Origin of the sequence: Butyricimonas sp. Marseille-P3923, assembly GCF_900184685.1 — a bacterium.
GTDB lineage: Bacteria > Bacteroidota > Bacteroidia > Bacteroidales > Marinifilaceae > Butyricimonas > Butyricimonas muris.
This window is the reverse complement of record NZ_FXXL01000006.1, coordinates 625,687-649,109: the sequence shown is the minus strand read 5'-3', so window position 1 is coordinate 649,109 and position 23,423 is coordinate 625,687. Positions and strand designations below refer to the sequence as shown.

19 protein-coding genes and 1 tRNA gene are annotated in these 23,423 nt (G+C 45.0%); 8 read left to right on the top strand and 12 right to left on the bottom strand.

The annotated features are described in order from the left end of the window. Positions 1-8 precede the first annotated feature (8 nt). The 3 genes from CS948_RS08530 (at position 9) to CS948_RS08520 (ending at position 1,602) form a co-directional block, all read left to right on the top strand. Positions 9-326: a hypothetical protein gene (locus tag CS948_RS08530; protein ID WP_141560914.1), complete on the top strand. Its 318-nt coding sequence runs from the start codon at positions 9-11 to the stop codon at positions 324-326. Between the two features lie 83 nt (positions 327-409). Next, positions 410-898: a hypothetical protein gene (locus CS948_RS08525; protein ID WP_099291262.1), complete on the top strand. Its 489-nt coding sequence runs from the start codon at positions 410-412 to the stop codon at positions 896-898. Next, on the top strand, positions 898-1,602 hold the full coding sequence (locus CS948_RS08520) for a restriction endonuclease (protein ID WP_099291261.1): 705 nt from the start codon (positions 898-900) through the stop codon (positions 1,600-1,602). Before CS948_RS08525 ends, CS948_RS08520 begins: the two co-directional genes overlap by 1 nt. A gap of 138 nt (positions 1,603-1,740) precedes the next feature. Here CS948_RS08520 and CS948_RS08515 read toward each other — a convergent pair whose 3' ends face one another. The 8 genes from CS948_RS08515 to rbfA all read right to left on the bottom strand — a co-directional run bounded on the left by CS948_RS08515 (position 1,741) and on the right by rbfA (position 8,804). Further along, complete coding sequence (locus CS948_RS08515) at positions 1,741-3,216, bottom strand: COG3014 family protein (RefSeq protein ID WP_099291260.1); 1,476 nt, start codon at positions 3,214-3,216, stop codon at positions 1,741-1,743. A gap of 50 nt (positions 3,217-3,266) precedes the next feature. Further along, positions 3,267-3,863, bottom strand: coding sequence for a penicillin-binding protein activator LpoB (locus CS948_RS08510; RefSeq protein ID WP_099291259.1), 597 nt, complete (start codon positions 3,861-3,863; stop codon positions 3,267-3,269). A gap of 109 nt (positions 3,864-3,972) precedes the next feature. Continuing rightward, the gene (locus tag CS948_RS08505) at positions 3,973-4,830 is read right to left on the bottom strand and encodes an N-acetylmuramoyl-L-alanine amidase-like domain-containing protein (RefSeq protein ID WP_099291858.1); all 858 of its coding nucleotides are present in this window, start codon (positions 4,828-4,830) and stop codon (positions 3,973-3,975) included. A gap of 77 nt (positions 4,831-4,907) precedes the next feature. Then, positions 4,908-5,930, bottom strand: a complete 1,023-nt coding sequence (pheS, locus tag CS948_RS08500) for a phenylalanine--tRNA ligase subunit alpha (protein ID WP_099291258.1) — start codon at positions 5,928-5,930, stop codon at positions 4,908-4,910. A 74-nt stretch (positions 5,931-6,004) separates the two neighbouring features. Continuing rightward, positions 6,005-6,418 carry a VanZ family protein gene (locus tag CS948_RS08495; protein ID WP_099291257.1) on the bottom strand — a complete coding sequence of 138 codons (414 nt, stop codon included), beginning with the start codon at positions 6,416-6,418 and terminating at the stop codon, positions 6,005-6,007. After that, complete coding sequence (locus tag CS948_RS08490) at positions 6,418-7,233, bottom strand: peptidylprolyl isomerase (RefSeq protein ID WP_099291256.1); 816 nt, start codon at positions 7,231-7,233, stop codon at positions 6,418-6,420. The genes CS948_RS08495 and CS948_RS08490 overlap by 1 nt, the downstream gene beginning before the upstream one ends. An 11-nt stretch (positions 7,234-7,244) precedes the next feature. Beyond that, positions 7,245-8,453, bottom strand: coding sequence for an ABC transporter permease (locus CS948_RS08485; RefSeq protein WP_099291255.1), 1,209 nt, complete (start codon positions 8,451-8,453; stop codon positions 7,245-7,247). Between the two features lie 12 nt (positions 8,454-8,465). After that, a complete protein-coding gene (gene rbfA / locus CS948_RS08480) occupies positions 8,466-8,804 on the bottom strand; it encodes a 30S ribosome-binding factor RbfA (RefSeq protein ID WP_099291857.1) in 339 nt (112 codons plus the stop codon). Positions 8,805-8,895: 91 nt separating this feature from the next. Between rbfA and CS948_RS08475 the strand changes: the two genes are divergently transcribed. From CS948_RS08475 to speA, 3 genes are all read left to right on the top strand, one after another. Further along, positions 8,896-8,971, top strand: a tRNA-Pro gene (locus tag CS948_RS08475). A 96-nt stretch (positions 8,972-9,067) separates the two neighbouring features. Next, positions 9,068-10,531 carry a hypothetical protein gene (locus CS948_RS08470; protein WP_099291254.1) on the top strand — a complete coding sequence of 488 codons (1,464 nt, stop codon included), beginning with the start codon at positions 9,068-9,070 and terminating at the stop codon, positions 10,529-10,531. 176 nt (positions 10,532-10,707) lie between these two features. Continuing rightward, on the top strand, positions 10,708-12,600 hold the full coding sequence (gene speA / locus CS948_RS08465) for a biosynthetic arginine decarboxylase (protein WP_099291253.1): 1,893 nt from the start codon (positions 10,708-10,710) through the stop codon (positions 12,598-12,600). Positions 12,601-13,488: 888 nt separating this feature from the next. Here the strand turns inward: speA and dinB are convergent. From dinB to CS948_RS08445, 4 genes are all read right to left on the bottom strand, one after another. Further along, positions 13,489-14,565 carry a DNA polymerase IV gene (gene dinB / locus CS948_RS08460; protein ID WP_099291252.1) on the bottom strand — a complete coding sequence of 359 codons (1,077 nt, stop codon included), beginning with the start codon at positions 14,563-14,565 and terminating at the stop codon, positions 13,489-13,491. Positions 14,566-14,735: 170 nt separating this feature from the next. Next, the gene (locus CS948_RS08455; protein WP_099291251.1) at positions 14,736-15,758 is read right to left on the bottom strand and encodes a deoxyhypusine synthase; all 1,023 of its coding nucleotides are present in this window, start codon (positions 15,756-15,758) and stop codon (positions 14,736-14,738) included. Positions 15,759-15,910: 152 nt separating this feature from the next. Further along, positions 15,911-16,774: an agmatinase gene (gene speB / locus CS948_RS08450; protein ID WP_099291250.1), complete on the bottom strand. Its 864-nt coding sequence runs from the start codon at positions 16,772-16,774 to the stop codon at positions 15,911-15,913. 98 nt (positions 16,775-16,872) lie between these two features. Then, complete coding sequence (locus tag CS948_RS08445; protein ID WP_255301922.1) at positions 16,873-18,180, bottom strand: amidohydrolase family protein; 1,308 nt, start codon at positions 18,178-18,180, stop codon at positions 16,873-16,875. Between the two features lie 412 nt (positions 18,181-18,592). On the opposite strand from CS948_RS08445, the gene CS948_RS08440 reads away from it, so the two are divergent. Beyond that, entirely contained in the window at positions 18,593-19,759 is a 1,167-nt protein-coding gene (locus tag CS948_RS08440) for a FecR family protein (RefSeq protein WP_176554980.1), read from the top strand. Between the two features lie 148 nt (positions 19,760-19,907). Continuing rightward, positions 19,908-23,420 carry a TonB-dependent receptor gene (locus tag CS948_RS08435; RefSeq protein ID WP_099291248.1) on the top strand — a complete coding sequence of 1,171 codons (3,513 nt, stop codon included), beginning with the start codon at positions 19,908-19,910 and terminating at the stop codon, positions 23,418-23,420. The last annotated feature ends 3 nt before the right edge of the window (positions 23,421-23,423 follow it).

Sequence of the window (23,423 nt, the reverse complement as noted above, 5' to 3'; positions counted from 1 at the left end):
AATTAATGATGGATAATAAGAAAACAGGTTCAATTGCGACAGGGATAATTGTTATTCTTTTTTTTGTGGGAGTAATAAGTAGTTTCTTTTCTTCAGGAGAAATCGAAGAATGGGAGGTGAAAGATTATGTCGTTTATTATTTGAAAGATAATCTTTTGAAAGATCCTAAGAGTTATGAGTCGGTTACTTGGTCAAGCGTGTCTGAATATGATAGTGGTTTTAAAGTAACTCACACGTATAGAGCTAAAAATAGTTTTGGTGGATATGTAGTAGAAACACATACTTTTTATTTAGATAAACATGGAAATGTAGTGAGTGTTAGATAATTTATTATATTAATAGATTTGTAAATAAATTTGAGTGATTTCGAGATATAGTTTAATAGAATGAAATGATATAGTTTAATAGAATGAAATTTAAATCTATCGAAGAATTGAAAAGAGAAGGGTTTATTGGTTTTGTGTCAATAAACGAGTTATGGCAAGATGCTTCTTGTATTTCTAAAGAGAAGGGTGTTTATCTCGTGTTACACGTGAAGGAGGGGAAACCGACTTTCTTGGAAAAGGGAAGCGGGGGATTTTTTAAAGAGAAAAATCCTAATGTTTCGTTACATGAATTGAATGAAAACTGGGTAGTTGGTACTCCCGTGATTTATATCGGGAAAGCGGGAGGGCGAAGTGCAACGTTACATTCCCGTTTGTCGCAATATTTGAAGTTTGGGCAGGGAAAAAATATCGGTCATTGGGGAGGTCGATTTATTTGGCAAATAGAGAATGCCGGGGATTTGTTAATATGTTGGAAGCCGGTAGAGGAGCCGGAAGAAATGGAACGAGAATTGATACAGTCATTTAAGAAAGAATATTTTGGTAAACGACCTTTTGCTAATTTGAGAGATTAATGAAACCTAGAGAATATGAATTGTTTGTTGGCGATTATTTTCGTCAGCAAGGATATAGAGTTGAAATCACCCCGGAAACGGGAGATTGGGGAGTCGATATTTTTGCTTGGGAAGGGGATGAGAAAATAGCCATTCAAGTGAAGAATTACGGGGGAGGGACGAGAAAAATCAATCGACAAATGGTTATGGAGTTATGTGGTGCGAAAGAATATTTTGATTGCACGAGGGCGATAATGGTAACAAGTGGTAGCGTGATGGATGATGCCGAAAAAGTCGCTAAAAAATTGGGAATCAAGATTATTTATTTAGGAGAAGAGGAAAATAAGTGCTCTCCGGTCGAGCGTGGCGAGAGTATTGATTCTCGGGGGCTTGATTTCGATTCGATTTGGAGCGAATACATTATCCCTTTGGGTGGTAAGACGTTGAAGCGGGAGAACGGGGAGGAAAATAAAATACTCGAGGTAAATTGGGGAGAGGTGAAAAGAATTACTTCTAACGGAAATGAAGGGAAAATCAGGATTGAAATTTTTAAATATGCGGTAAATAAAATATTGAAAGAGGGGTACGTGACGAGAGATGATATTAATCAAAATTATGCGGGTAGGGCTTCTTCCGGGGTGGTTTTAATTTTGTCGCAAGTCCCTTTTTTTGAATTGACGAAACGTCCAACGGGATTGCGATTAGTCAATTTGAACACGAAGTGAAGCAGTATTCTGTAAGTATTCCTGCTGTATTCGGCTTGCGAACGTTGAATAAAGCCGACTTATTGCTACTGAAGACCTATCGTAATCCCACCCAAGATATAGGGAATGGTATTTGCTCGGGTATATCGCGCAGGCGGGTTAGAATTGGCGGGAATCCATGGTTTGGAATACATGGAAGCGGGTTTTCTTGCCGCCACCCTCGATGGTGATTTGGTCCGTGTTGCGGGAGCCGTTGCGGGTGGTGAGTTGCAGGGAGATGTTGTTTGTTCCGGCGTCGAGGGGGACACGCGTGTAAGAGATGGAATAGGGGAGAGTCTGCCAGTTGCGGGTATCCGCTTTTTCTGTCAGAGAGTTGGCGATGCCGACGGCGAATCCGAGCCATTCGTTTTGCTTTCGAGCCGTGTATTCGAGTCCCTTTTTTGCTGCGACACGCAAGAGTGACGTGGAAAATTCGCGTACCATACGGTCACGTAGGGTTTTGAATGCAATCTCGTTGATGTTTTCGGCAATTTCGAGGGGGTAGGTTTTGGCATCAAGCACGAGAGAGCCTTTGGCATACAAGGGCGGACGTTCCATGTATTTGGGGAAGGCGACTCTTAACATTTGCAGGTCGGCAATGCTTTGGCGGTCAGAATCCGAGTCGCGGGAGTCGAAAAAGAAAGGGAAGGCGAATCCGAATTCGTCGTTGTGGAACACGATAGCCCCGTCGCCTCTTTTCTGTTTGGCGAAATTGATACTCCACTCCGCTTTCACGGGTCCCATCCCGTTCAGCCAGAAGAAGACGAGTTGCCCGTTTGCGGGGGATGGGGTATGTTTGTAAGTGGTGTTGAACTCTTTCTCGTATTGCTTCAATTCTGCCGTGAAGCCGCAATTGTACGCGGAACGCATCAAGTCTTGTTTTAATTGTTCCGGGGCTTGTACGCCGAAGTTCTTCACGTAGTCGGATTGATATACCTCGTAAGCGTTACGGTAGGCGATGAAAGCGTTGTTGGCGTCGCCCGATGCATCGTAAATCAATCCCATAAGCAAGTGGGCGAAAGCGTCCCGCTGATAACGATTTTTGTGGTCGGGATACTTGTCGTTCAGTTGATTGAGTTTAATGTTTATTTTCCTGACTTCTACCAGTGCACCTTCCATGTCATTCAGGTCAAGGTAATTCAATGCCTTGTAGAAATTAATCATGATGACCTCGAAGTCTTCCGGTTGGTAGGGACGCATTTCGGGATTCGTTACCAAGGCTGCCGCTTCTGCCCCGAGATTGCGGTGTTGCTCGTCAATCAAGTTTTCGGCGGTTTCAAAGTACTTGTTACTATTCTCGGGTTGCCCGAGCATGAACTCCACGTATCCCTTGTTCAAGTAATAAAGAATCCGGTTTTTCCCGGTGGCTTGTTTTTTATCTTTATCCAGTAGCTTGTTTGCCTTTTCGAAGTTTCCGGCAGTCACGGCCGATTGGAATTCAGCCGTGCGTTGGTACCACGTGGCACACCCGGAAAAGAGGAAGAGGATGATAATGAGTCCAAAGAGTTTGTAAGGTTTATAAAGTTTATAAGGTTCATAAGGTTTATGAATCCTTATTGTATTTCTACAGAAGCATGAATGATGAATGTGTATCATTATGGGACTACTTTATAAACTTTATGAACCTTATAAACTTTACGAACTAATTAGAATACTCTATCCGTGATATGTTTCTTTATCTTCTTGTCGCCCATCCATACCACTTCATTGGTTTCGATGTTGGTGAGTTGCAAGTCGATTTGATAGGTTACCACTTTTTGCTTTTTGTACGAGTCCACGATGCTGTTGATGGTGCCTTGCAGGATAAAGTCGGCGCCCAGTTCTTTACCCCATTTCTTGGTGGTTTCGGGGGAGGCGTAGTCTTGTTGTTCGGCACGTTCTTTTCGTAGCTCGTTTCGTTTCTCTCCCGCCACGACCAGACGGATGTTGCCGTCACGGATAATGGCTTTCTCGACATCCTTGATGAAGGTTTCCGAGTTGATGTGTTCGTGGCTCTTGTTTTCGACTAATCCGACCACGACTACCGGGCGTTTATCATTTGCTTTCAGGTAGCGGGGTATCCACGCGGATGTCAGTAGGTCGCCAATCATCTCGTCCGATACCATACGGGAGTCGCTATCATTCCAGCGTCCGCTGAGGTCTATTGTTTCGCTAGGGTCTACCCGTGCTATTTTCCGGCTACCGCATCCGTTTAATATCGCTATGGTTAACACGACAAGTGTTCCGATAAATACTTTTCTCATATTCTTTTGATTTTAGGTTTATATTCAAATTCCACGGTTAATATCAAATTTTGTTACAATTATTTGACCAAATATACGTGTTAGATGGCGTTTTGGATGTTAATTACATTTAAAATTGATAGGGACGGGCAATTATTATTCCGGAATGAGAGCGAATGCCTTGCAAGTATTCGGGGAGAGGTACTTCTGAAATGACCACTTTCTTGGCGGAAAGTGACGCGTGGAGCAGGTGAATCTGCCCGTTTTGTTCTATGGCTATTCCCACGTGGGCGGTGTCGAGCCCTTTTTTGTCTGTCGTGATGAGCAGGATATCCCCCGGTTGGATTTGCCTGGTCGCAGCGGATACTTTGTTCTTGGGGATATAATGGTATTTCCGGAGATTTATGTTGTTTTCTATCCGGAGCATTTTTCTTGCGAGAAGGGAATCTTGTTTGAGAGCAGGATATTTCTGCCAGTTTCGGGAAATGAAACCCACTTTGTTGGGGAAGGGGATGCCCCCGTTTTCCAAGGTGACGTCTTTTACAATGCTGTCCAGGCTCATCTCGTGCAACCAATCGGTGGAGTAATGAAGCCGGGCAGTGTAGTCGGTGATTTCGCCGTCCCGGTAGCGAATCTTTTGTAAATACTTCAAGTAGACCTCTGTCTGTCGAGGGGTATATTCTTTCAATAGAGCCAAGGCAAGCACGTTATCCGTGAATGTTACACAGTCGAATTCCCGCAGGTTCACGACGAGTTGTTCTTTCGGGTTGATTTCGAGGGTGCCGCCTTTGTAAGGGGTATTGATAAAGAATTGACCGATAGCAACGATTCGTTCGTTCACGGGAAGCCGATGTAATTCTTTTTCCGAGGCATACTCGAAAAACCGGGAGAGGATTGCTTTATCTTCTTCCGACACGGGAGATTGTGCTTTACATCCCGAAATAAACGGGAAAAGGGCGACGAGTAGTGCGAGAATCGTTTTTTTCATATAAAGCGTTTTGGATGAATAAAAAATGAGGAGCCGCGTGAACGGCATCCTCATCTCTCTTGTGTTGTGTTTATATATTATTTGCCTGCGGCCGAAAATTGTTCAAGGAAGCGGATGTCGTTCTCGAAGAAAAGGCGTATGTCTTTGATGCCGTATTTCAACATTGCGATACGTTCGATTCCCATTCCCAACGCGAATCCGGTATATTTTTCTTTGTCGATACCGTTTAGTTCGAGTACGTTGGGGTCAACCATTCCACAACCTAAGATTTCTAACCAGCCCGTGCCTTTGCACACGTTGCAGCCTTTCCCGTGGCACAATGTACAGGATACGTCCATTTCTGCCGACGGTTCGGTGAACGGGAAGAACGAGGGACGCAGACGGATTTGTGTGTCTGCACCGAACAGTTCTTTCGCGAAGTAGGTGAGGGTTTGCTTCAAGTCGGCGAAGGAAACGTTCTCGTCGATATAAAGTGCCTCAATCTGGTGGAAAATACAGTGTGCCCGTGCCGAAATCGCCTCGTTGCGGAACACCCGTCCCGGGGTAACCAAACGAATGGGCGGTTGATGCGCTTCCATGTCGCGTACCTGCACGGATGAGGTATGCGTGTGAAGCACGATATCGGGATTCTTCTGGATGAAGAACGTGTCTTGCATATCGCGTGCCGGATGTTCTTCCGGGAAGTTCAACGCGGAGAAATTATGCCAGTCGTCTTCTATTTCGGGTCCCTCGGACACGGTAAAACCAAGTCTGTTGAAGATGGCTAGAATTTCGTTTTTAACGATAGACAGAGGATGGCGAGTCCCGAGTTTCATGGGATTGCCCGGCATGGTTAAATCCATCCCGCTGAGTCCCTCTTCGGCGTTACTCAACAATTCTTTCAGTTCGTTTACTTTCGCTAAAGCCGTATTCTTCAACACGTTCAACTCCTGTCCGACAGCCTTTTTCTGGTCCACGGGAACGCTTTTGAAATCGTCAAAAAGAGCGGCGATAGAACCTTTCTTGCTTAAATGCTTGATTCTAAATTGCTCTACTTCTTCCAAGCTACCGGCTTGGAAGTTTGCTATTTCATCACGGAGTTGTTTAATCTTATCTAACATTTTCTCGAAAATTTGAAATCCTTGGTCCGCAAATGTAATAAAAAAGTCTGATACATTTCAATTATTCGAGAACTTCAATTTTTATCTCGAGTATTTTTGCAGAAACGGGCTACAAGTTTGTCCATTATTTTTTTTGCCGTGGGATATAATAAACATCCCGCGATTCCGCCGAGTACATCGGCGAGCAAATCCCACCAGTCACCCCCTCGATGGAAATATTTGTATTGAAGTATCTCTATCAAGCCGCCATATGCGAAACTGAACCCGATGGCAATCAAGTAGCAGGCACGCGAGGATAGTTTATGGCGTAAGGCATCGCACAGGAATACGGACATGATGAAGAACATGCCGAAATGGACGACCTTGTCCAAATGTGGGATATTCAATTTGGGGTCCGGTATGGAACTCGAGGGAATGGCGCATAAGAAAAAGATAACGCCTGCCCATAGAAGATTACACCATAGTAATACGTGTTTGTGTGCTATCATTATTCAATTATTTTTACTCGGATTATTCTCACGTCTTTTAACGGACGGTTCTTTTTATCTGTTTGCAAAGCGGCGATTTTGTCAAGAATGTCAAAACCTTCAATCAATTCCCCGAACACCGTGTATTCGCCGTCCAGGCTGTGTGCGCCGCCCTCTGTCGTGTATGCTTGTTTTTTAGCCTCGTCCATGAAAAGTTTTTCCGTGTTGTTTTCCCAGTCACGGGCGATGTCCGCCTTGATTTTGTTGGCTATTTTCCGGAATTCCGGTACGTTCTTCTGTGCTTTTAAAGAATCCAGAATCGCTTTTTTCTTCGGGGTATAGTATTTATTCTGGATAGCCCTTTTGATGGGCACGTTTACCGATTTTTCGATATGCTCCAGTTCTTCCGGCGGGTATTTTCTCCCGACGGTGAAATAGAATTGCGAGATATCCGACTTCTTGAGCGGGTTTGTTTCGTCCGGTTGCCGGGGGGCAGCCAAAGCTCCTTTTTTATGGTAGTGGTGCGGTTTGATTTCGGCGTCTATCGTGATTTCTCTACCGTATCCTAGTTCCTGACCGGCAACCGCGTTACGGCTGTCTGCGGAACCGCCTTGTATGATGAAGTCTTTGATTACCCGGTAAAATAGTGTCCCGTCATACTGACCGGATTTCGCCAATTCGATAAAGTTATCCCGGTGAATCGGGGTATCGTTGTATAATTTGGCTTTGAGATTGCCCATGCTGGTTTCTATCAACACGATACGCTCTTTTTCCTGTCCCGTGGATGGAAGCGTGAAAAGGGCAAGCGTGAACGAGAGTATCAGAAGTTTATACATATATATATCATTTACGATTTGACAATTTTATTCACGAGGTATCGTACCGGGAAATGCGAGGCGATGTACCCGATGGCAATGACCGTGAGCATGATAATCAAGATATCCGAGGCAACGACTTTCACGGGGTAAGCGTTGATGATGTAACTGCCGTTGCCGAGGGTGATGAAACCGTAATATTCTTGCAGCAGGCAAAGTCCGGTTCCGATGATAAGTCCGGCGAAAGCCCCGACTCCCGTGATTAGGTTCCCCTCCAGTTTAAAGATTGAAACGAGTTTCTCTTTTGTCATTCCCAGGGCTTGATAGACGCCAATATCTTCTTTCTTGTCTATAATCAACATTGAAACGGAGCCCACGATATTGAATGAGGCAATCAGTAGGATAAACAACAAGATTAGGAATACCGCGAGTTTCTCGGATTTCATCATGGCATAAAACGAACGGTTGAGGTCATACTTGTCGAGTACCTTGTATTTTGTTCCCACTTCCGTCGCGAGTGATGTTTTAAAAGACGCGAGGTTGTCAGGGTTTTTCAGTTTAATCTCTATTTTGGATATTTCACCCGGAACCCCGAATAATTTTCTTGCGGTTTCTATTCCGGTAATCACGTATTTCCCGTCAATATCCTGTTGCGCGGAGAATATTCCAATCGGGTATATCCTTTGACTGTTTAATGCCGACATGGATGCCGATGATGCGGTTTTGTCCGGGTAATAGAATGTTACCGGTGATTGCATGCCAAGGCGGGTGCGCAAGGCGGCGGCAATACCGTACCCGAGTACCACGGTCGGTTTGTCTTCTTCTTCAAGACTGAATTTCCCACTAATGATGGTGGGGGCAATTCCCGCGTGGCGGGCGTAATCTTCCTCGACTCCTTTCACTATCACGGGGACAAGTTTATCACCGAATTTTACCAGTGAATTTTCTTCCACGACGGCATCGAAAGACGCGATACCGGGCATCTTTTTCAACTGTTCCAGCAGCAGGGAGTCGGTGGCGACGAATTTTCCTTGCGCGGGAGTAACCGTCAAGTCGGGAGTGAAGCTGTCTGTTACCGTGGTGAGTAACGTGTCGATGCCATTGAACACGGAAAGTACGACAATCAATGCGGTCGTGCCTATCATAACTCCTATCATGCTGATGATAGAAATAATGTTTATGGCGTTCTGTTTCTTTTTAGAGAACAGGTACCTCCGGGCAATGAATATCGACAGTTTCATCGTGGCGGTCTTCTATTGCTTCAATAGATTGTCTATTTTGTCTATGTAGTCCAGACTGTCATCCACGAAGAAACGTAATTCCGGGATGATACGCGTTTGCTTTCCGATTTTTTTCCCGAGGATAAAACGGATGTTTTTATTTTTCTCGTCCAGAATACCTAATACTTTCTCCGCGAGTTCGGACGGGAAAATACTCAAGTATACCCGGGCATACGACATGTCAGGGCTAACTCGCACGGCAGTAACGGATAACATTGCACCTCCGGTGTATTCTTTACACTCTTTCTGAAACATTTCGCTTAAATCTCGTTGTATCAAACGCCCTACTTTATTTTGTCTTATAGTATCCATATCAAGAAAAAAATTGTTTGCTAAAAAAATTTCCACAAATATAGTGATTATAATTGATACTTTTATTATCTTTGCCCTCGCAAAACGGAAACGAGATGTAGCGCAGTTGGTAGCGCGCCACGTTCGGGACGTGGAGGCCGCTGGTTCAAGTCCAGTCATCTCGACCAAATAGGAAAGAACGCTTGTGAAGGCGTTCTTTCTGTTTTTTATATTCTCGAAAATAATACGTACATTGCATAACGATTTTAGGATGTAGATTCGTTATGATTGATATTCGGGTAAAGTTACATGACAGGTACTCCGTGGAGTTTAAGGTCGGTTACGTGGTAGATCGTGATCGGGAGGAGAACGAGTTCAGAATGGACACGTGGTTTTTCGTGCCTCATAGTCTTGGTATCAGTGCATCGACTTACTCGAAAGATGATTTTTACAAGGACGTGCGTTCTAACGTGAGGCTAATTACCCCGATTTATTCGTTGGAGGAAATCGCGGAGGGAGAGTGGACCCCTTTCGTGTTTCTGGAGGATGCGTTTCAACATCTGGTAGAGGAACGCACGAGGGAGTCTATCGAAACTTACGAATACCAAATCAAGATGTTCACCTCGATATTCAAAAGCGCCTTGCGGGGGAGCGTGAATAAGGCGATTCATCACGAGGTGGAAGTGAATGAACGGGAATTGATGGTAGGGCACTATGTGGCTTGTGTTCGGATTATTGCCCGTCGTTATCGGGAGTTGAAAAAGATTGTTCATGTACAGGGTTTGCCGAAAGAAGCGTTGAACTATTTTTCTTTCGGGGACGAGTATCTTTCCAACTTGATCGAGTTTCACACGTTTCGTTTATTGGACGGGTTGAAAGAGTTTGACGTGAAGTGTTACGAGCAAGAGAAGGAGAAATTGCTGGAACTGGTGCATGAAGAGATAGCCTACAAGAAGAAGCATGGTTATCTGGTAGCGGAGAAAGATAGTCGGGATCAGAACCGGACGGTGATTTATCGGCGGGGGATATTGAAGAAATACGCGGAAAGTGATCTTTTCTTGAAGGCATCGAAAAAACGGGACGGGGTATTGGTCGAGCAGATATATTATAGTCTGGCAGCCGGGCTCTCGATGATATTTGCCACGGTAATCGCGTTCTCCTTTCAAAAGAAGTACGGCAATTTTACCATGCCCTTGTTCGTGGCTTTGGTCGTGAGTTATATGCTGAAAGACAGGATCAAGGAATTGATGCGATTCTATTTTGCCCACCGCTTGGGGAAGAATTATTTTGACCGGAAAACGAAGATCAGTATGGGGGATAAGGTGGTCGGTCAGATCAAAGACGGGGTAGATTTTATATCGGAAAATAAGGTGCCGGAAGAAATTATTAACCGACGGGCACGTACTGATCTCTTGGCTGCCGACAACCGGTACGCGGGTGAGAAGATTATTCTCTACCGCAAGTGGATACAGTTGGATGCGGAAATTTTAGGTGAATATAGTCAATATGACATTTCGGGAGTAAACGAGATTATCCGCTTTGATTTGGGAAATTTTGCCCGGAAGATGGATGAGCACGCTTATGAACTTTATGTTCCGGAGGGGGATTCGGGTTACACGGCAATCAAGGGAGAGAAAATTTACTACGTCAATTTCCTGATTCAATTGCGACACGAGGGAAACGTCGATTACAGGCGTTTCCGTCTGATGATTACCCGTGATGGGATACGGGAAATTCAAAACTTGTAGGAAGCAATCAGTTTATAAAGTTTATTATCCACGACAGCATGGCTGCCGATAGGTATAGTCCGAAGGACACCCGTTACTTTATAAACCTTACAAACTTTATGAACTTTATAAACTCATATATAAAAATATATTGTAGCTTTGCGGGACAATCAACCTTAAAGATCTTTAGAATAGAAATGAGAAAATGGAGCATTGACGATTCAGCAGAACTGTACAATATCAACGGTTGGGGGCTGAACTATTTTTCGATTAACGAGAAAGGACACGTGACGGTAACACCGAAAGTAGGAGGACCAAGGATTGACATCAAAGAATTGATGGAGGAACTTCAGGTGAGAGATGTGTCCGCTCCCGTGTTATTACGGTTCCCGGATATTCTGGATAACCGGATCGAAAAAATCTCAAGTTGTTTCCAGGCGGCTGCCACGGAATATGGTTACACGGGGAAAAATTTTATAATTTACCCGATCAAGGTGAACCAGATGCGTCCGGTCGTGGAGGAGATTGTAAGTCATGGGACGAAATATAATATCGGTCTTGAGGCTGGTTCCAAACCGGAACTGCACGCCGTGCTATCCATCGATATTGACGATGATGCCATGATTATCTGTAACGGGTACAAGGACGAGAACTACATCGAGCTGGCCTTGTTGGCACAGAAGATGGGGCGGAATATCTACCTCGTGGTTGAGAAGTTGAACGAGTTGAGGAATATAGCCGCTATATCTAAGCGCCTGAAAATTCGCCCGAACATCGGCATCCGGATTAAATTGGCAAGTTCCGGTAGCGGAAAGTGGGAAGAGTCCGGGGGTGACGTCAGCAAGTTCGGTTTGAATTCTAGTGAATTGTTGGAAGCGCTCGATGTCCTGCAAAAGAACAAGATGACCGATTGCTTGAAACTGATTCATTTCCATATCGGAAGTCAGGTGACGAACATCCGCCGTATCAAAACGGCATTGAAAGAGGCATCCCAATTCTACGTGCAATTAAAAAACATGGGGTACAATATACGTTTCGTCGACATCGGGGGCGGACTGGGTGTCGATTATGACGGGACCCGTTCCGCTACAAGTGGCAATAGCATGAACTACTCGATTCAGGAGTACGTGAACGATGCCGTTTCCGCTCTGGTGGATGCTTGCGAGAAGAATGAATTGGAACAGCCGAATATCATTACCGAGTCGGGACGCTCCTTGACGGCGCATCACTCCGTGTTGATTTTCGAGGCATTGGCAAGCACGAGCCTGCCGGCTTTTGACGAGAACGAGGAGATTGCCGAGGATGCCCATGAACTGGTGAAAGAATTGTATGACCTTTGGGAGAACTTGAACCAGCCCCGCTTAATCGAAACGTGGCATGATGCCATGCAGATACGTGAGGATGGCTTGGGATTGTTCAATCTCGGGTTGATTGATTTGCATACCCGTGCCCAAATCGAACGTTTGTTCTGGTCGGTAGCCCGTGATGTATATGATATGGCGGTGAACACGAAACATTCACCGGACGAATTAAAGAAAATCTCCAAGTTATTGCCGGATAAATATTTCTGTAATTTCTCGTTGTTCCAGTCGTTGCCTGATTCATGGGCGATAGACCAGATTTTCCCGATTATACCGATTTCCCGTTTAAATGAACAGCCGACGAAATCGGCAACTTTGCAGGATATCACTTGCGACTCCGACGGGAAGATAGATAATTTTATCTCTACGCGTAATTTCTCGTACCACCTTCCGGTGCATGACTTGAACGGGAAGGAACCTTATTATTTGGGGGTATTCCTCGTTGGGGCTTACCAGGAGATTCTGGGAGATTTGCACAACTTGTTCGGGGACACGAATGCCGTTCATATTAAGGTGAAAGGTGATGAGTACGTGATTGATAAGGTAATCGAAGGGGAAACCGTCGCGGATGTATTGGAATACGTGCAGTTTATGCCGAAGAAAATGGCTAGAACCGTCGAGGTATGGGTAACGAGTTCCGTGAAGAAAGGAATTATCTCGGCAGAAGAAGGACGTGAGTTCTTGTCAAATTACCGTTCCGGATTGTACGGGTATACCTATTTGGAATAAGCAGAATATAATTTTCGAAATATAGAAGGTCGTGTTAGTTATCTCATTGTAGATGTTGACACGATCTTTTTTTTTGTGAAAACGCAATTCTGGAAGTGTTAAAGCGAAAAACAACACTATTGATAACTAGATTGTTGTGGCTATTCTGATATTTAACACTATTAAAAGTGGTGCAAACGTTTGTAGGTAAAAAAAGATTTTATAGTTTAGCAACGGTGAAAGAAAAAAAGCCTCGTGCTGTCACAGCAGGAGGCAACCAATAACAAATTTATGAAAAAAAATCGAAGTCTCTTTTGAAATCCGATACAAAGGTATCGGCTTTTCTTTATATATGAAAATTCTTATAGTTAAATTTCCATTATATAGATTAATCATTGAAATCTATAGTAGTAAACGTATTTCTCGACGAAAGGTTTCACTATGTACTGAAATAATCCCTTAAAAAAATCAATTGTATTCTCGGGAAGAACCTGCTATTCTGCCGTAGCCGAACTGTTGCTTCGCCGTGGCACAGCTATCCCGGAGTATGGTTGGTCTGTTTGAGTTCTGGGCGGGCTCTGGAAAAGGTGAATTATTACCTTATTAATAGAGTTTGAATACGGTTGGAATTAGGTGTTAATACAGTCCCGGTTTGCCTAGGAAAAAAAACGCTCCCGTGTACTTTGGATGTGTACAGGGTAAAATAAAAATGGTCCGCGCTGTCTCAGCGGGGACCCAAAATACCAATAACAAATTTATGAAAAAAAATCGAAGTCTCTCTTTGAATACTGATACAAAGGTATCAGGTTTTCATCGTAACCGAGTGACGTTTCCGTTAAGTTTCGGTTACATGATAATTTATTCAAATTGTATGCCTATATACGTCAATTAAACGTAAAGGTTTCATAATTAATCAAAATCAAACCTTAATTGTAATGGTCCTTCAATAGATGTCGCCTCGAAAGGATTTGATACAGAGAGTCCTATGAGTCTAATCCTAAATTGAGTAAGTTCTAATTCCCGGAGTAATTTTTTTGCCAGAGGGAGAATTTCTTTTAAAGTTTTCAGTTCATATGCCACGCTGGCACTACGTGTTTTTTGAGAAAAGTCGTGGAATTTTATTTTTAGCGTGAGGGTATGTCCCTTGAAACCGGATGTTTCTAGCCTGTGTATAAGTTCAACTGCCACGTGGTACAACTCGATGATAACGGCGATATAGTTTGTCAAGTCGTTGTCGAAGGTACTTTCGCAACCCACTGATTTGCGGATACGTTCGGGGGAAACAATTCGAGGGTCTATTCCATGCGCGAAATCGTGGTATAGAGCCCCGTTTTTCCCGAAATTGCGAGCGAGAAAAGCCGCAGAACATTTGCGAAGGTCTGCCCCCGTGTGTATTCCTAGCGAATGCATTTTTCGGGCGGTAACTTTCCCGATACCCCAAAAAGCTTCTATGGGTAATTTCGCTATAAAATCGGCAGCCCGTTCGGGATGTATCGTGTATAACCCGTCTGGCTTACGGTAATCGGAGGCGATCTTGGCAAGGAATTTATTGTAGGATACTCCCGCGGAGGCTATCAAACCGAGCTTTTCTTTTATTTCCCGCTTTATTTCCCGGGCGACATCCACGGCAAGGGTGATGCCTTTTTTGTTCTCCGTGACATCGAGAAATGCCTCGTCAAGCGCCAGCGGTTCGATGATATCGGTATATTCCCGGAATATTTCATGTATTTGGTGGGAAACGGATTTATAATGTTCCATGCCGGAAGAGACAAAGATCAAATCCGGGCAAAGTTGTTTGGCTTTCATGGACGACATGGCAGAGCGTACGCCATAACGTCGAGCCTCATAACTGGCAGCTGCCACGACTCCCCTTTTCTCCGCTCTTCCCACGGCAAGAGGCTTTCCCCGGTATTCCGGGTGATCCCGTTGCTCTATGGAAGCATAGAACGCGTCCATATCAATATGAATGATTTTCTTGTTTTCCATCTCCCGTTTTCGAAAAGTAAATATAGGCAATTTCTTGGATAGTTGAAAGAATATACCCGGAAGAATGGGTGGGGAATTTTACCCCTTGACGGTGTAGAGATTTTCCGCAAAAATGCGTTATAAATGAAGAGGCTGTCTAAAAAGTAAATAGACAGCCTTTTCTTTCTTCATTATTTCAGGAATAATTTATTCCAATTTTTATATTCTCTTTCTTTCCAAGGTCCGTTGTGATAAACGTAACTTGCGATAGCGGGAATAACGGTTGTACCTTCGGCGTAAACCATTTGCTCGTAGGTAACGTCGACTTTACCCCAAGAGCAGGCTTCTTTCAAGGTTGAAGAAGAGCATGCTCCGTCGCGAACGTCAGCCACGGTGATTTGGATGGCGTATTTGTGCATAGGCACGTCGAAACCTAAGATTTCAGCACAGACTACGGTGTCTTGTGCGAAGTTCTTCGGGGTTCCGCCACCGACCATGAACAGTCCGGTAGTACCAGCCTTGATCTTGATTTGGGTCAGTTCAACGAAGTCCTTTACCGAGTCAATCGACAGGTGTTTGTCGGGGTGTTCCCATTGGTGTTTACCGATACCGAATCCCGCGCTACAGTCTGAGAATGCCGGGCAGAAGATGGGTACACCACATTCATAGCAAGTTTGGATCAAGCTGTCTTTTTTCACGGCGTGTCCCTCGTGTAACCATTTCCCGATTTCCCAGATAAATTCACGTGATGAATAAGGACGGGGTTCCAAGTTGTTGGCGATCTCGTAAGTCGTGTGGTCGCAAGCTTGTAATTCCTCCTCGTCGATGAACGTATCGTAAATACGGTCAATGTAAAGTTCTCTCAATTGCATGTCAGGCACGTCCTGGTGTCCCTTGTAGTGTTTGAAACCCAGAGCCTCGAACAAGTCCATGTCGATGATAGATGCCCCGGTAGAAACTACCACGTCAACCATTTTGTTGCGAACCATATCCACATATACCTGCATACATCCGGCAGCACTTGTACTTCCGGCAATGGTAAGAATATTAGTACACTCTTTCTCTCCAACCATCATCATCAGGATATCAGTTGCTCTGGCAGTATCGCGAGAGGTGAAGGACATATCGCGCATCGCGTCGATCAATTGGGTTGAGTCATACGATTTGATGTCGATGTGTTTGATAGTGTCTTTTAATAAATCTTTCTTTTCCATTTTATTTATTTAAAAATATAAGGTACAATTATGAGGACCTTATTGACTCAATTTCTTTATTTGTGATTTATGATTTTAGATTTTGGATTCCAACCGCACAAGGCTTACGCTTTTTTGAATCATAAATCGTAAGTCATAAATCTAAAATTGTATTATTGGTTTTGAAACCTCATGCTCAATATCTGGTAGATCAGTTTGCTTGCAAGGAAATCGGATGATTTATTGATTTCGTTGGGGCAAAGTTCTACCACGTCCAAACCGATGATGTTGTGGCGCTCGTTAATCAGTTTCAGGAAATTCAATACTTCCCGGTAATACAATCCGTCCGGTTCCGGGGTTCCCGTGGCCGGAAGAATAGCGGGATCGAAAACGTCCAAGTCGATCGTGATATAAACGTTGTCATGCAATTTCTGGGATACCATGTACATCCAGTTGTTGCCCTCTTTGGCATCATGCAGGTCGTGAGCGTAAAAAATACGGTCGGGCATGATGTTTTCCTTTTCCTCGATAGCGGAACTTCTGATGCCTACTTGTGCAACGGTAGCCAATTCTTTGGCACGGGCCATCACGCAGGCGTGGTTGTGGGTGGAACCCTCGTATTCGCTGCGCATATCGGAGTGTGCATCCAATTGCAGGACAGAAAATTTGTCATAGTGTTTTGCAAAAGCCCGGAATGCCCCGATACTCACGGAGTGCTCCCCTCCCAGTATCACGGGGAATTTTTTATCTGTCAGAATTTTATCAACTTGTTTTTCCACTTCTTGAGACATGGCTTCGGGAGAAGAGGCTTCCGTTACCGGGTCTAATGTCGCGATGCCGCGGGTGTAAACTTCGGAATCCGTTTCGATATCGTAGAGTTCCATGTTTGCCGATGCTTCAAGAATCGCATCGGGACCTTTGTCCGCTCCCTTCAACCACGTGCTTGTCCCGTCGTAAGGTACTGGTAATACTACAATCTCGGCTGTTTCGTATGCCGTAAACTCGCTGTCGAGTCCTCCATAATTTTTATTCTCCATATCTATTTGGGTTTATAGTGTTTATAAACTCCTTTCTTTATAAAAAGGTCTGCAAAACTAACGTATTTAATTGAAAATTGAAAGTTGAAGATTGAAAATTATTGATTACATTTTCTCGATTCATTCACAAGGTGTTGCATGGCGTGCATGGTGGCTTCTTTGTCGATGTTCAGAACTTCCCGGTTTCGCATGATCCATTTGCCGTTGACCATGGAGGAACGGATGTTCTTGCTGTTCGCCGCGTACACGATAGCAGAGTACTCGTCGTACACGGGAATCATGTTGCTGGCGTCGGCGTGAATCACGATGAGGTCTGCCCGTTTACCTGTTTCGAGGCTTCCGGTCAAATGACCTAATCCCAAGGCTCTAGCCCCGTTGATGGTTGCCATGCGAAGGGCGGTGCGGGCGCTGACGGCTTCCGGGTTGTAACGTGTTCCCTTGGGGAGAAGGGCGGCGAAGCGTGTTTCTTCGACCATGTCCAGCGTGTTGTTGCTTGCCGTGCCGTCGGTCCCGATGCTCACGTTTACCCCCGCTTTCAGGTAGGTGTCCGTGTCGGCGATTCCGCTGGCGAGTTTTAGATTGCTTTTCGGGCAATGCGCCACGGAGGTGTGTGTCCGGGCATATAATTCGATTTCTTTCGGGTTGAGCCAAACGGAATGAGCGGCAATCACGTTTCGGTCAAGTAAGCCGATCGAGTAGAGATACTCAGCAGGGGAGGCTCCTGTTTGTGCCGTGACGTCCTCTACTTCTTTGCGGGTTTCAGCAACATGGATGTGAAGGGGAATATTGTATTTTTCCGTTATATCTTTTGCTTTTCTCAGGGTTTGTTTCGAACAGGTGTATGGCGAGTGGGCGCAAACCGTCGGGTGGATCAGGTCGTTCCCGTACCATTGCTGCACGAGGGATTCACAGCGGGCAATACCCTCGTCGAGCGTGTGAAAACTGGGAGTCGGGAAGTCTATGAGCGATTCGCCGATAACGGCACGGATTCCGGCTTTCTTGGCTTCTGCGGCGATAATATCCTCGAAGAAGTACATGTCGTTGAAACAGGTCGTACCCGATTTGATCATTTCAATAAAGGCCAGCCGGGTAGCCACGGCAACATTCTCCGGTGTCACCATACGGGCCTCTGCCGGGAAGATATGGTCGTTTAGCCACGTGTGAAGGGGAAGGTCGTCGGCGTACCCGCGTAACATGGTCATCGGCACGTGCGTGTGCGTGTTCACGAATCCGGGCATTACGATCATGCCTTCCGCGTCGAAATATTCGGCATCGGGCATCTCGATTTTACCGTCACGAATTTCTTTGATACAATTTTTTTCTATCAGAATAGAGCCGTTTTTAATTACCTCCATGTTCTCGTTCATGGTGAGGATGCGGGCGTTGAATATGATGGTGTTTTTCATGGTGTTTTATTTTTGTGAAAGAGATTCTTTTTCAATGATATTTGGTAATTGTCCCACGAGGTAAATTAATGAGGTTGTTATTTTAAAGTGATAATTGCTTTGGTGTTGATTATCAGTTGCAAATATACGAAAATGTTTCAAATCGGAGGCAAGTCATCCTTATTTTTGTTTCAAATCGGAGGCAAGTCTAATAATTGAACCTGAAATGCCAGAGCGGTATGATATTGCCGGATGCAAATTCTATATCGTTTTTTTGTGAAAAATTGCTCAATAAATGAGCAATTTGCGAGAATTCCTTCGTTTAACAAACATACCTTTTTTACACAAGATGTTAAACTATATTAAATACAACTCACCTCAGGTAAAAATGAGCGGAGAAAACTGTTTTATAATAAAAGCATGGCAAAAATATATGAAGAAATTGGATAATAAAGAGAGAAAAGATTTGGAAATTGCCGGGAAGGCGATCGAGCGGGCGGAGTCGATGAAAAAGGAGATTCTCTTGCGTGAGATGGAGTTTACCGAAGAAGAGGAAGGGAGGCAAACGGGGACGGATGTCGTGGAACGGATGGTAGAGGAGATACATCAGATAGCACGGATGGACAAGGAGAAGATGGGGGAAAAATTGCAGGCAAGATTGCGGGGACTGGAGCGGAAGAAAAGAGCATCCCGTCATTGGTTGTATGCGGGGAGTTCCGTGGCGGCAGCGATCGTGTTGTTTTTCATGGTAACAACGATGTTGCCTGAAAGGGAACAAGTGATAGAAAGAACTCCCGTGATAAAAATGGCCGAGATAAAAGTGCCGACCTTAATCACTACCGAGAAAAACGATGTGATCCTTTCATTAGATACGCTGGAAGTAAAAGAAAAAGGGAATGTCTATGTCGTGGGGAAAAAGAAACAAGAAGAATTATCTGAGAAGAATCTCACCCCTGTTAAAAAAAATGTCCGAATCGTTCGGGTTGTAATTCCTGCCGGATATACCTACAGTGTGCAACTAGCAGACGGTTCCACTGTTATGTTGAATGCCGGCAGTGAATTAAGATTCCCGGAGGAGTTCTGTGATTCAGTCCGGCGGGTGGAACTAAAGGGGGAAGGCTATTTTAGCGTGGAGAAATCCGATATTCCTTTTGTCGTGAAAGCCGGAGAAACACAAGTGAAGGTGTATGGTACGGAGTTTAACTTGTTCAGCAGTGAAAAACTCGCTCTTGCCGAGGCGGTACTCGTGAAAGGGAGTATAGGTATGACGGCGGGAGGCAAGGAAACCATGATTTTACCCAACCAGCGGGTATGTTACTCGATGATAGATAGTGCCGTGCGGGTGGAAAAAGTAGATCCGGCAGATTATACCGCGTGGTTGGGGAATAGTTTTAAATACAACCGGGCGAGATTGGATAAAATAATATTTGATATATCCCAATGGTACGGGGTGGAGATTCGCCTTGCCCCGGGATTGGAAAAAGAAACTTTCAGCCTGGAGTTTGACAAATCGTCGACGATAGACTGGGTGGTGCGTGCTTTAGGACTGATTATTAACAAACCGGTAAAAAAAGAAGGAGGTGTCTATTATATAAAGTAGATTGTATTTACCAAAAAAGAGAATCTTCTTAGAGAAGATTCCCTTGAAAAAATAACCACAAGGTTCGATTTCGAAGGTCTGAAACCTTTGGTGGTGTCATTACAGAAAACGTAAGTAGAACGTTATATCTATAATTTCTTACAAATTTATGAAAAAGAAAGTAGAAACGATTAAAACAGGGGTGAATAAAATTGCTATAGGCATATTTTTGTTGATTATGCCGATTCTATATTGCCCGAAACAACTCTTTGCTTCCGGTTTTCCGGAGGTGCAACAGCAAAATGATAAGAAAGTTACTCTGAACGTGAAGGATAAGACGTTAGTAAGTATCCTGTCGGAAATTAAAAGACAAACGGGATTTGCCTATGGCTTCCGGGATGACCGGAATGCGATTTCAAACGAACATTTCTCGATCCAGGTGAAAAACGTGAGCGTGGATTCCGCGTTGACCGTGTTGTTGAATGGATCAAAGTATTCTTACCAGATCGAGGGAGAATTAATCTTGATCGGGATCAAGAAATCACAAACCGAGAGCGATCAGCAAAGCACGATCAGTATAAAAGGTGCGGTCGTTGACGAGAAAGGAAATCCTATAGCCGGGGCGACGGTTCTTATTCTTGGTACCACGCGGGGTACCGCTTCGGATGAAAACGGGCGGTTTACCTTGAACGTGAAGCCGGATGACGTGTTGAAAATTACTTTTATCGGTTACGAGGATGAGGTGTTTCCCGTTAAAGGAAGATCGAGGGCGAATATCACGATGAATCCCACGGAGGAAAACCTGGAAGAGGTAACCGTCGTGGCTTTCGGGGAACAGAAGAAGGAGAGTGTCGTGGGGTCGATCACCACCGTGCGACCGATGGATCTGAAGACTTCCAGCAGTGACTTCACCGCCGGGCTTGTCGGGAGGGTTTCAGGACTGATCGGTTATAAACAAAGCGGTTTACCGGTAGCTTTGACGGAAGAGGAACTAAATAACAAGATTGTCATTCGCGGGATCACGTCTTTCCAGAGAGGGGCTAATTCCAGCCCGTTGATTTTGTTGGACGGGGTGGAATGTTCCATGTTGGATTTGTCCCGTATCGCACCGGAAGATATGGAAAGTTTCAGCGTGATGAAGGATGCTTCTGCCACGGCGATGTACGGAGCCCGCGGGGCGAACGGTGTCATTTTGGTTACCACCAAGAAAGGTGCGGAAGGCAGCGTGTACACTACCGCTCGTTACGAGATGGTAGTGACCCAACCCACGAAAGAAATAGAGGTGGCAGACCCGATAGAATATATGCGGTATTACAACCAGGCATTGATCGGTCGTTCCAATTCGGCTACCCCGAAATATAGCGTGGAGCGGATTAATCGTACCGCTTCCGGCAAATATCCTTCTTGGGTTTATCCTGCCAACGATTGGTATGATATCCTGTTTAAAGATTTCAGCGTGAACCACTATGCCGGGGCGACTATCCGCGGTGGCTCCCGGGTGGTGCAGTATTACTCTTCTCTTGCTTACAATTACGATCAGGGTATGTTGAAGACCGACCGGTTGAACCAGTTCAACTGTAATATCCGGAATCACCAGATTGCTTTTCGAACCAATTTGAATATTGATCTTCATGCAGGAATCAAACTCGTGATCAATTCTTCAGCCACCTTGGATAGGTATAATGGTCCGTTGATCGATACCCAATCCGCGTATTCTTTGGCGTTCAACGCTTCGCCGGTAGATTTTGCCCCGACTTACCCGGGAGACATGAAATACGGGTGGCCGCATCTTCGTTTCGGTACGACCTCTGCCGGTCCGACGGTAGATGTAAACCCGTACGCTCTTTTGCAACAAGGGTATAAAAAGCGTATCCGGTATTCGACAATTAACAAAGCCGAGTATATACAGAATCTGTCTGTGCTGGTGAAAGGCTTGGAGTTGCGTTTAAGTGCTTCTTTGGTACAAAGCGGTTTGTACGACCAGGGGTATACAACAGCACCTTATTACTATTCTTTGCCCGAGGGAAATTATGACTTCGAGACGGGGGAACATACGCTGGTAGCAGATGGTCGTAATGCGGGTTCCTCGAGAACGTTGAGTGTCGGGTCGTCGGGTTCTTCTACCGATACGAGGTTGACGTTCGAGGGACGTCTTTACCATACTGCCGCGTGGGGTGACCACCAAACCTCGTTGACGGGAGTATGCCAGCTGTACGAGCGCACGTTCAACCCGATTACTGAAGTGCTGAACGGGATGCCGCAACGTAATTTGAATTATTCGGCTCGTGCTTCCTACGGATACAAGAATCGATATTTTATTGAAGCCAGTGGCGCTTACAACGGGTCGGAACGTTTTGCCAAAGGGAACCGTATGGGGTTCTTCCCCGCTGTCGGCGGAGCCTGGGTAGCTTCCAGTGAAAAATGGATGGAACCTGTCGCGAAGGTGCTTTCTTATTTGAAATTCCGTTTCTCTTACGGTAAAGTGGGGAATGACGGGGTTATCGACGAGCCTCGTTACGTGTATATCCCGAAACTGGGAACGATCCAGTCAAAAGGGATGTCAGCGGTAGCGATGAATCAGGAACGTATAGATTTGCCTCCCTATTCGTCACAAAGATTTTCACGCAAAGCCGTGGTTACGTATGCCAATGATAACATTCAATGGGAGGTGGCAGAATCGATGAACTTCGGTATCGAAACTAAATTCTTCCGGGATTTAATTGAAATTCAAGCGGATATCTACCAGGAAATACGCCATAATATCATTTCGCAGCGTGTGATCGTTCCGGCATCCATGGGTATTGAAGTGCCGCAACTGGATAATATCGGATCAACCCGCTCCCGTGGAGTCGATTTTTCAGGGAAACTCCAGTATATGTTCGACAAGGATTTCGGGTTTATCCTGAACGGAACCCTGACGTATAATAAAGTTATTTATAGAGATATAGAAGAAGCTATCGGTACACAGCCGTGGCAACGTAAAAAGGGGCGCGAGATCAGTCAGGCTATAGGGTATATTGCCGAGGGGCTTTTCCGCGATCAGGCAGAAATTGATAATTCTCCCAGCCAGGAAGGTGACGTGAAACCGGGTGATATCCGTTACCGGGATTTGAACGGGGATAACAAGATTGATATAAATGATGTCACGTTTATCGGCTACCCGGAAGAACCTCGTTTGATTTACGGTTTTAGCGGATACTTGACTTACAAGAATATCGAGTTCTCGTTCTCGTTCCAGGGATCGGGCAAGCGCACGTTCTTCATGGACCCGATGGCTCTCAGCCCGTTCGTGAATAATCACGCCATGCTCAAAGAGATTGCCGACGACCACTGGTCGGACGATAATATGGCGAAGAAGCCTTTCTGGCCGCGTCTTTCCAATCAAGCGATAAGTGCGCATAACCCCCAGGAAAGATGGAATGACAGTGACGTGGAGGTTCGAAAGAGTACCTATTTCATGCGGGAATGTTCATTCTTGCGTTGCACGGCGATCACGTTAGCTTACAGTTTACCCAGGAGATGGTTGGACAAGTTGAAACTCCAGAACGTGAAATTGGCGATTAGCACGAACAACCCGTTCTGCATCACGGATTTTAAAATCTGGGACGTGGAGTTGGGGAAAAATGGGTTCAATTACCCGATTCAAAAAACTTATTCAGTGGGTTTGAATGTTAGTTTCTAAACT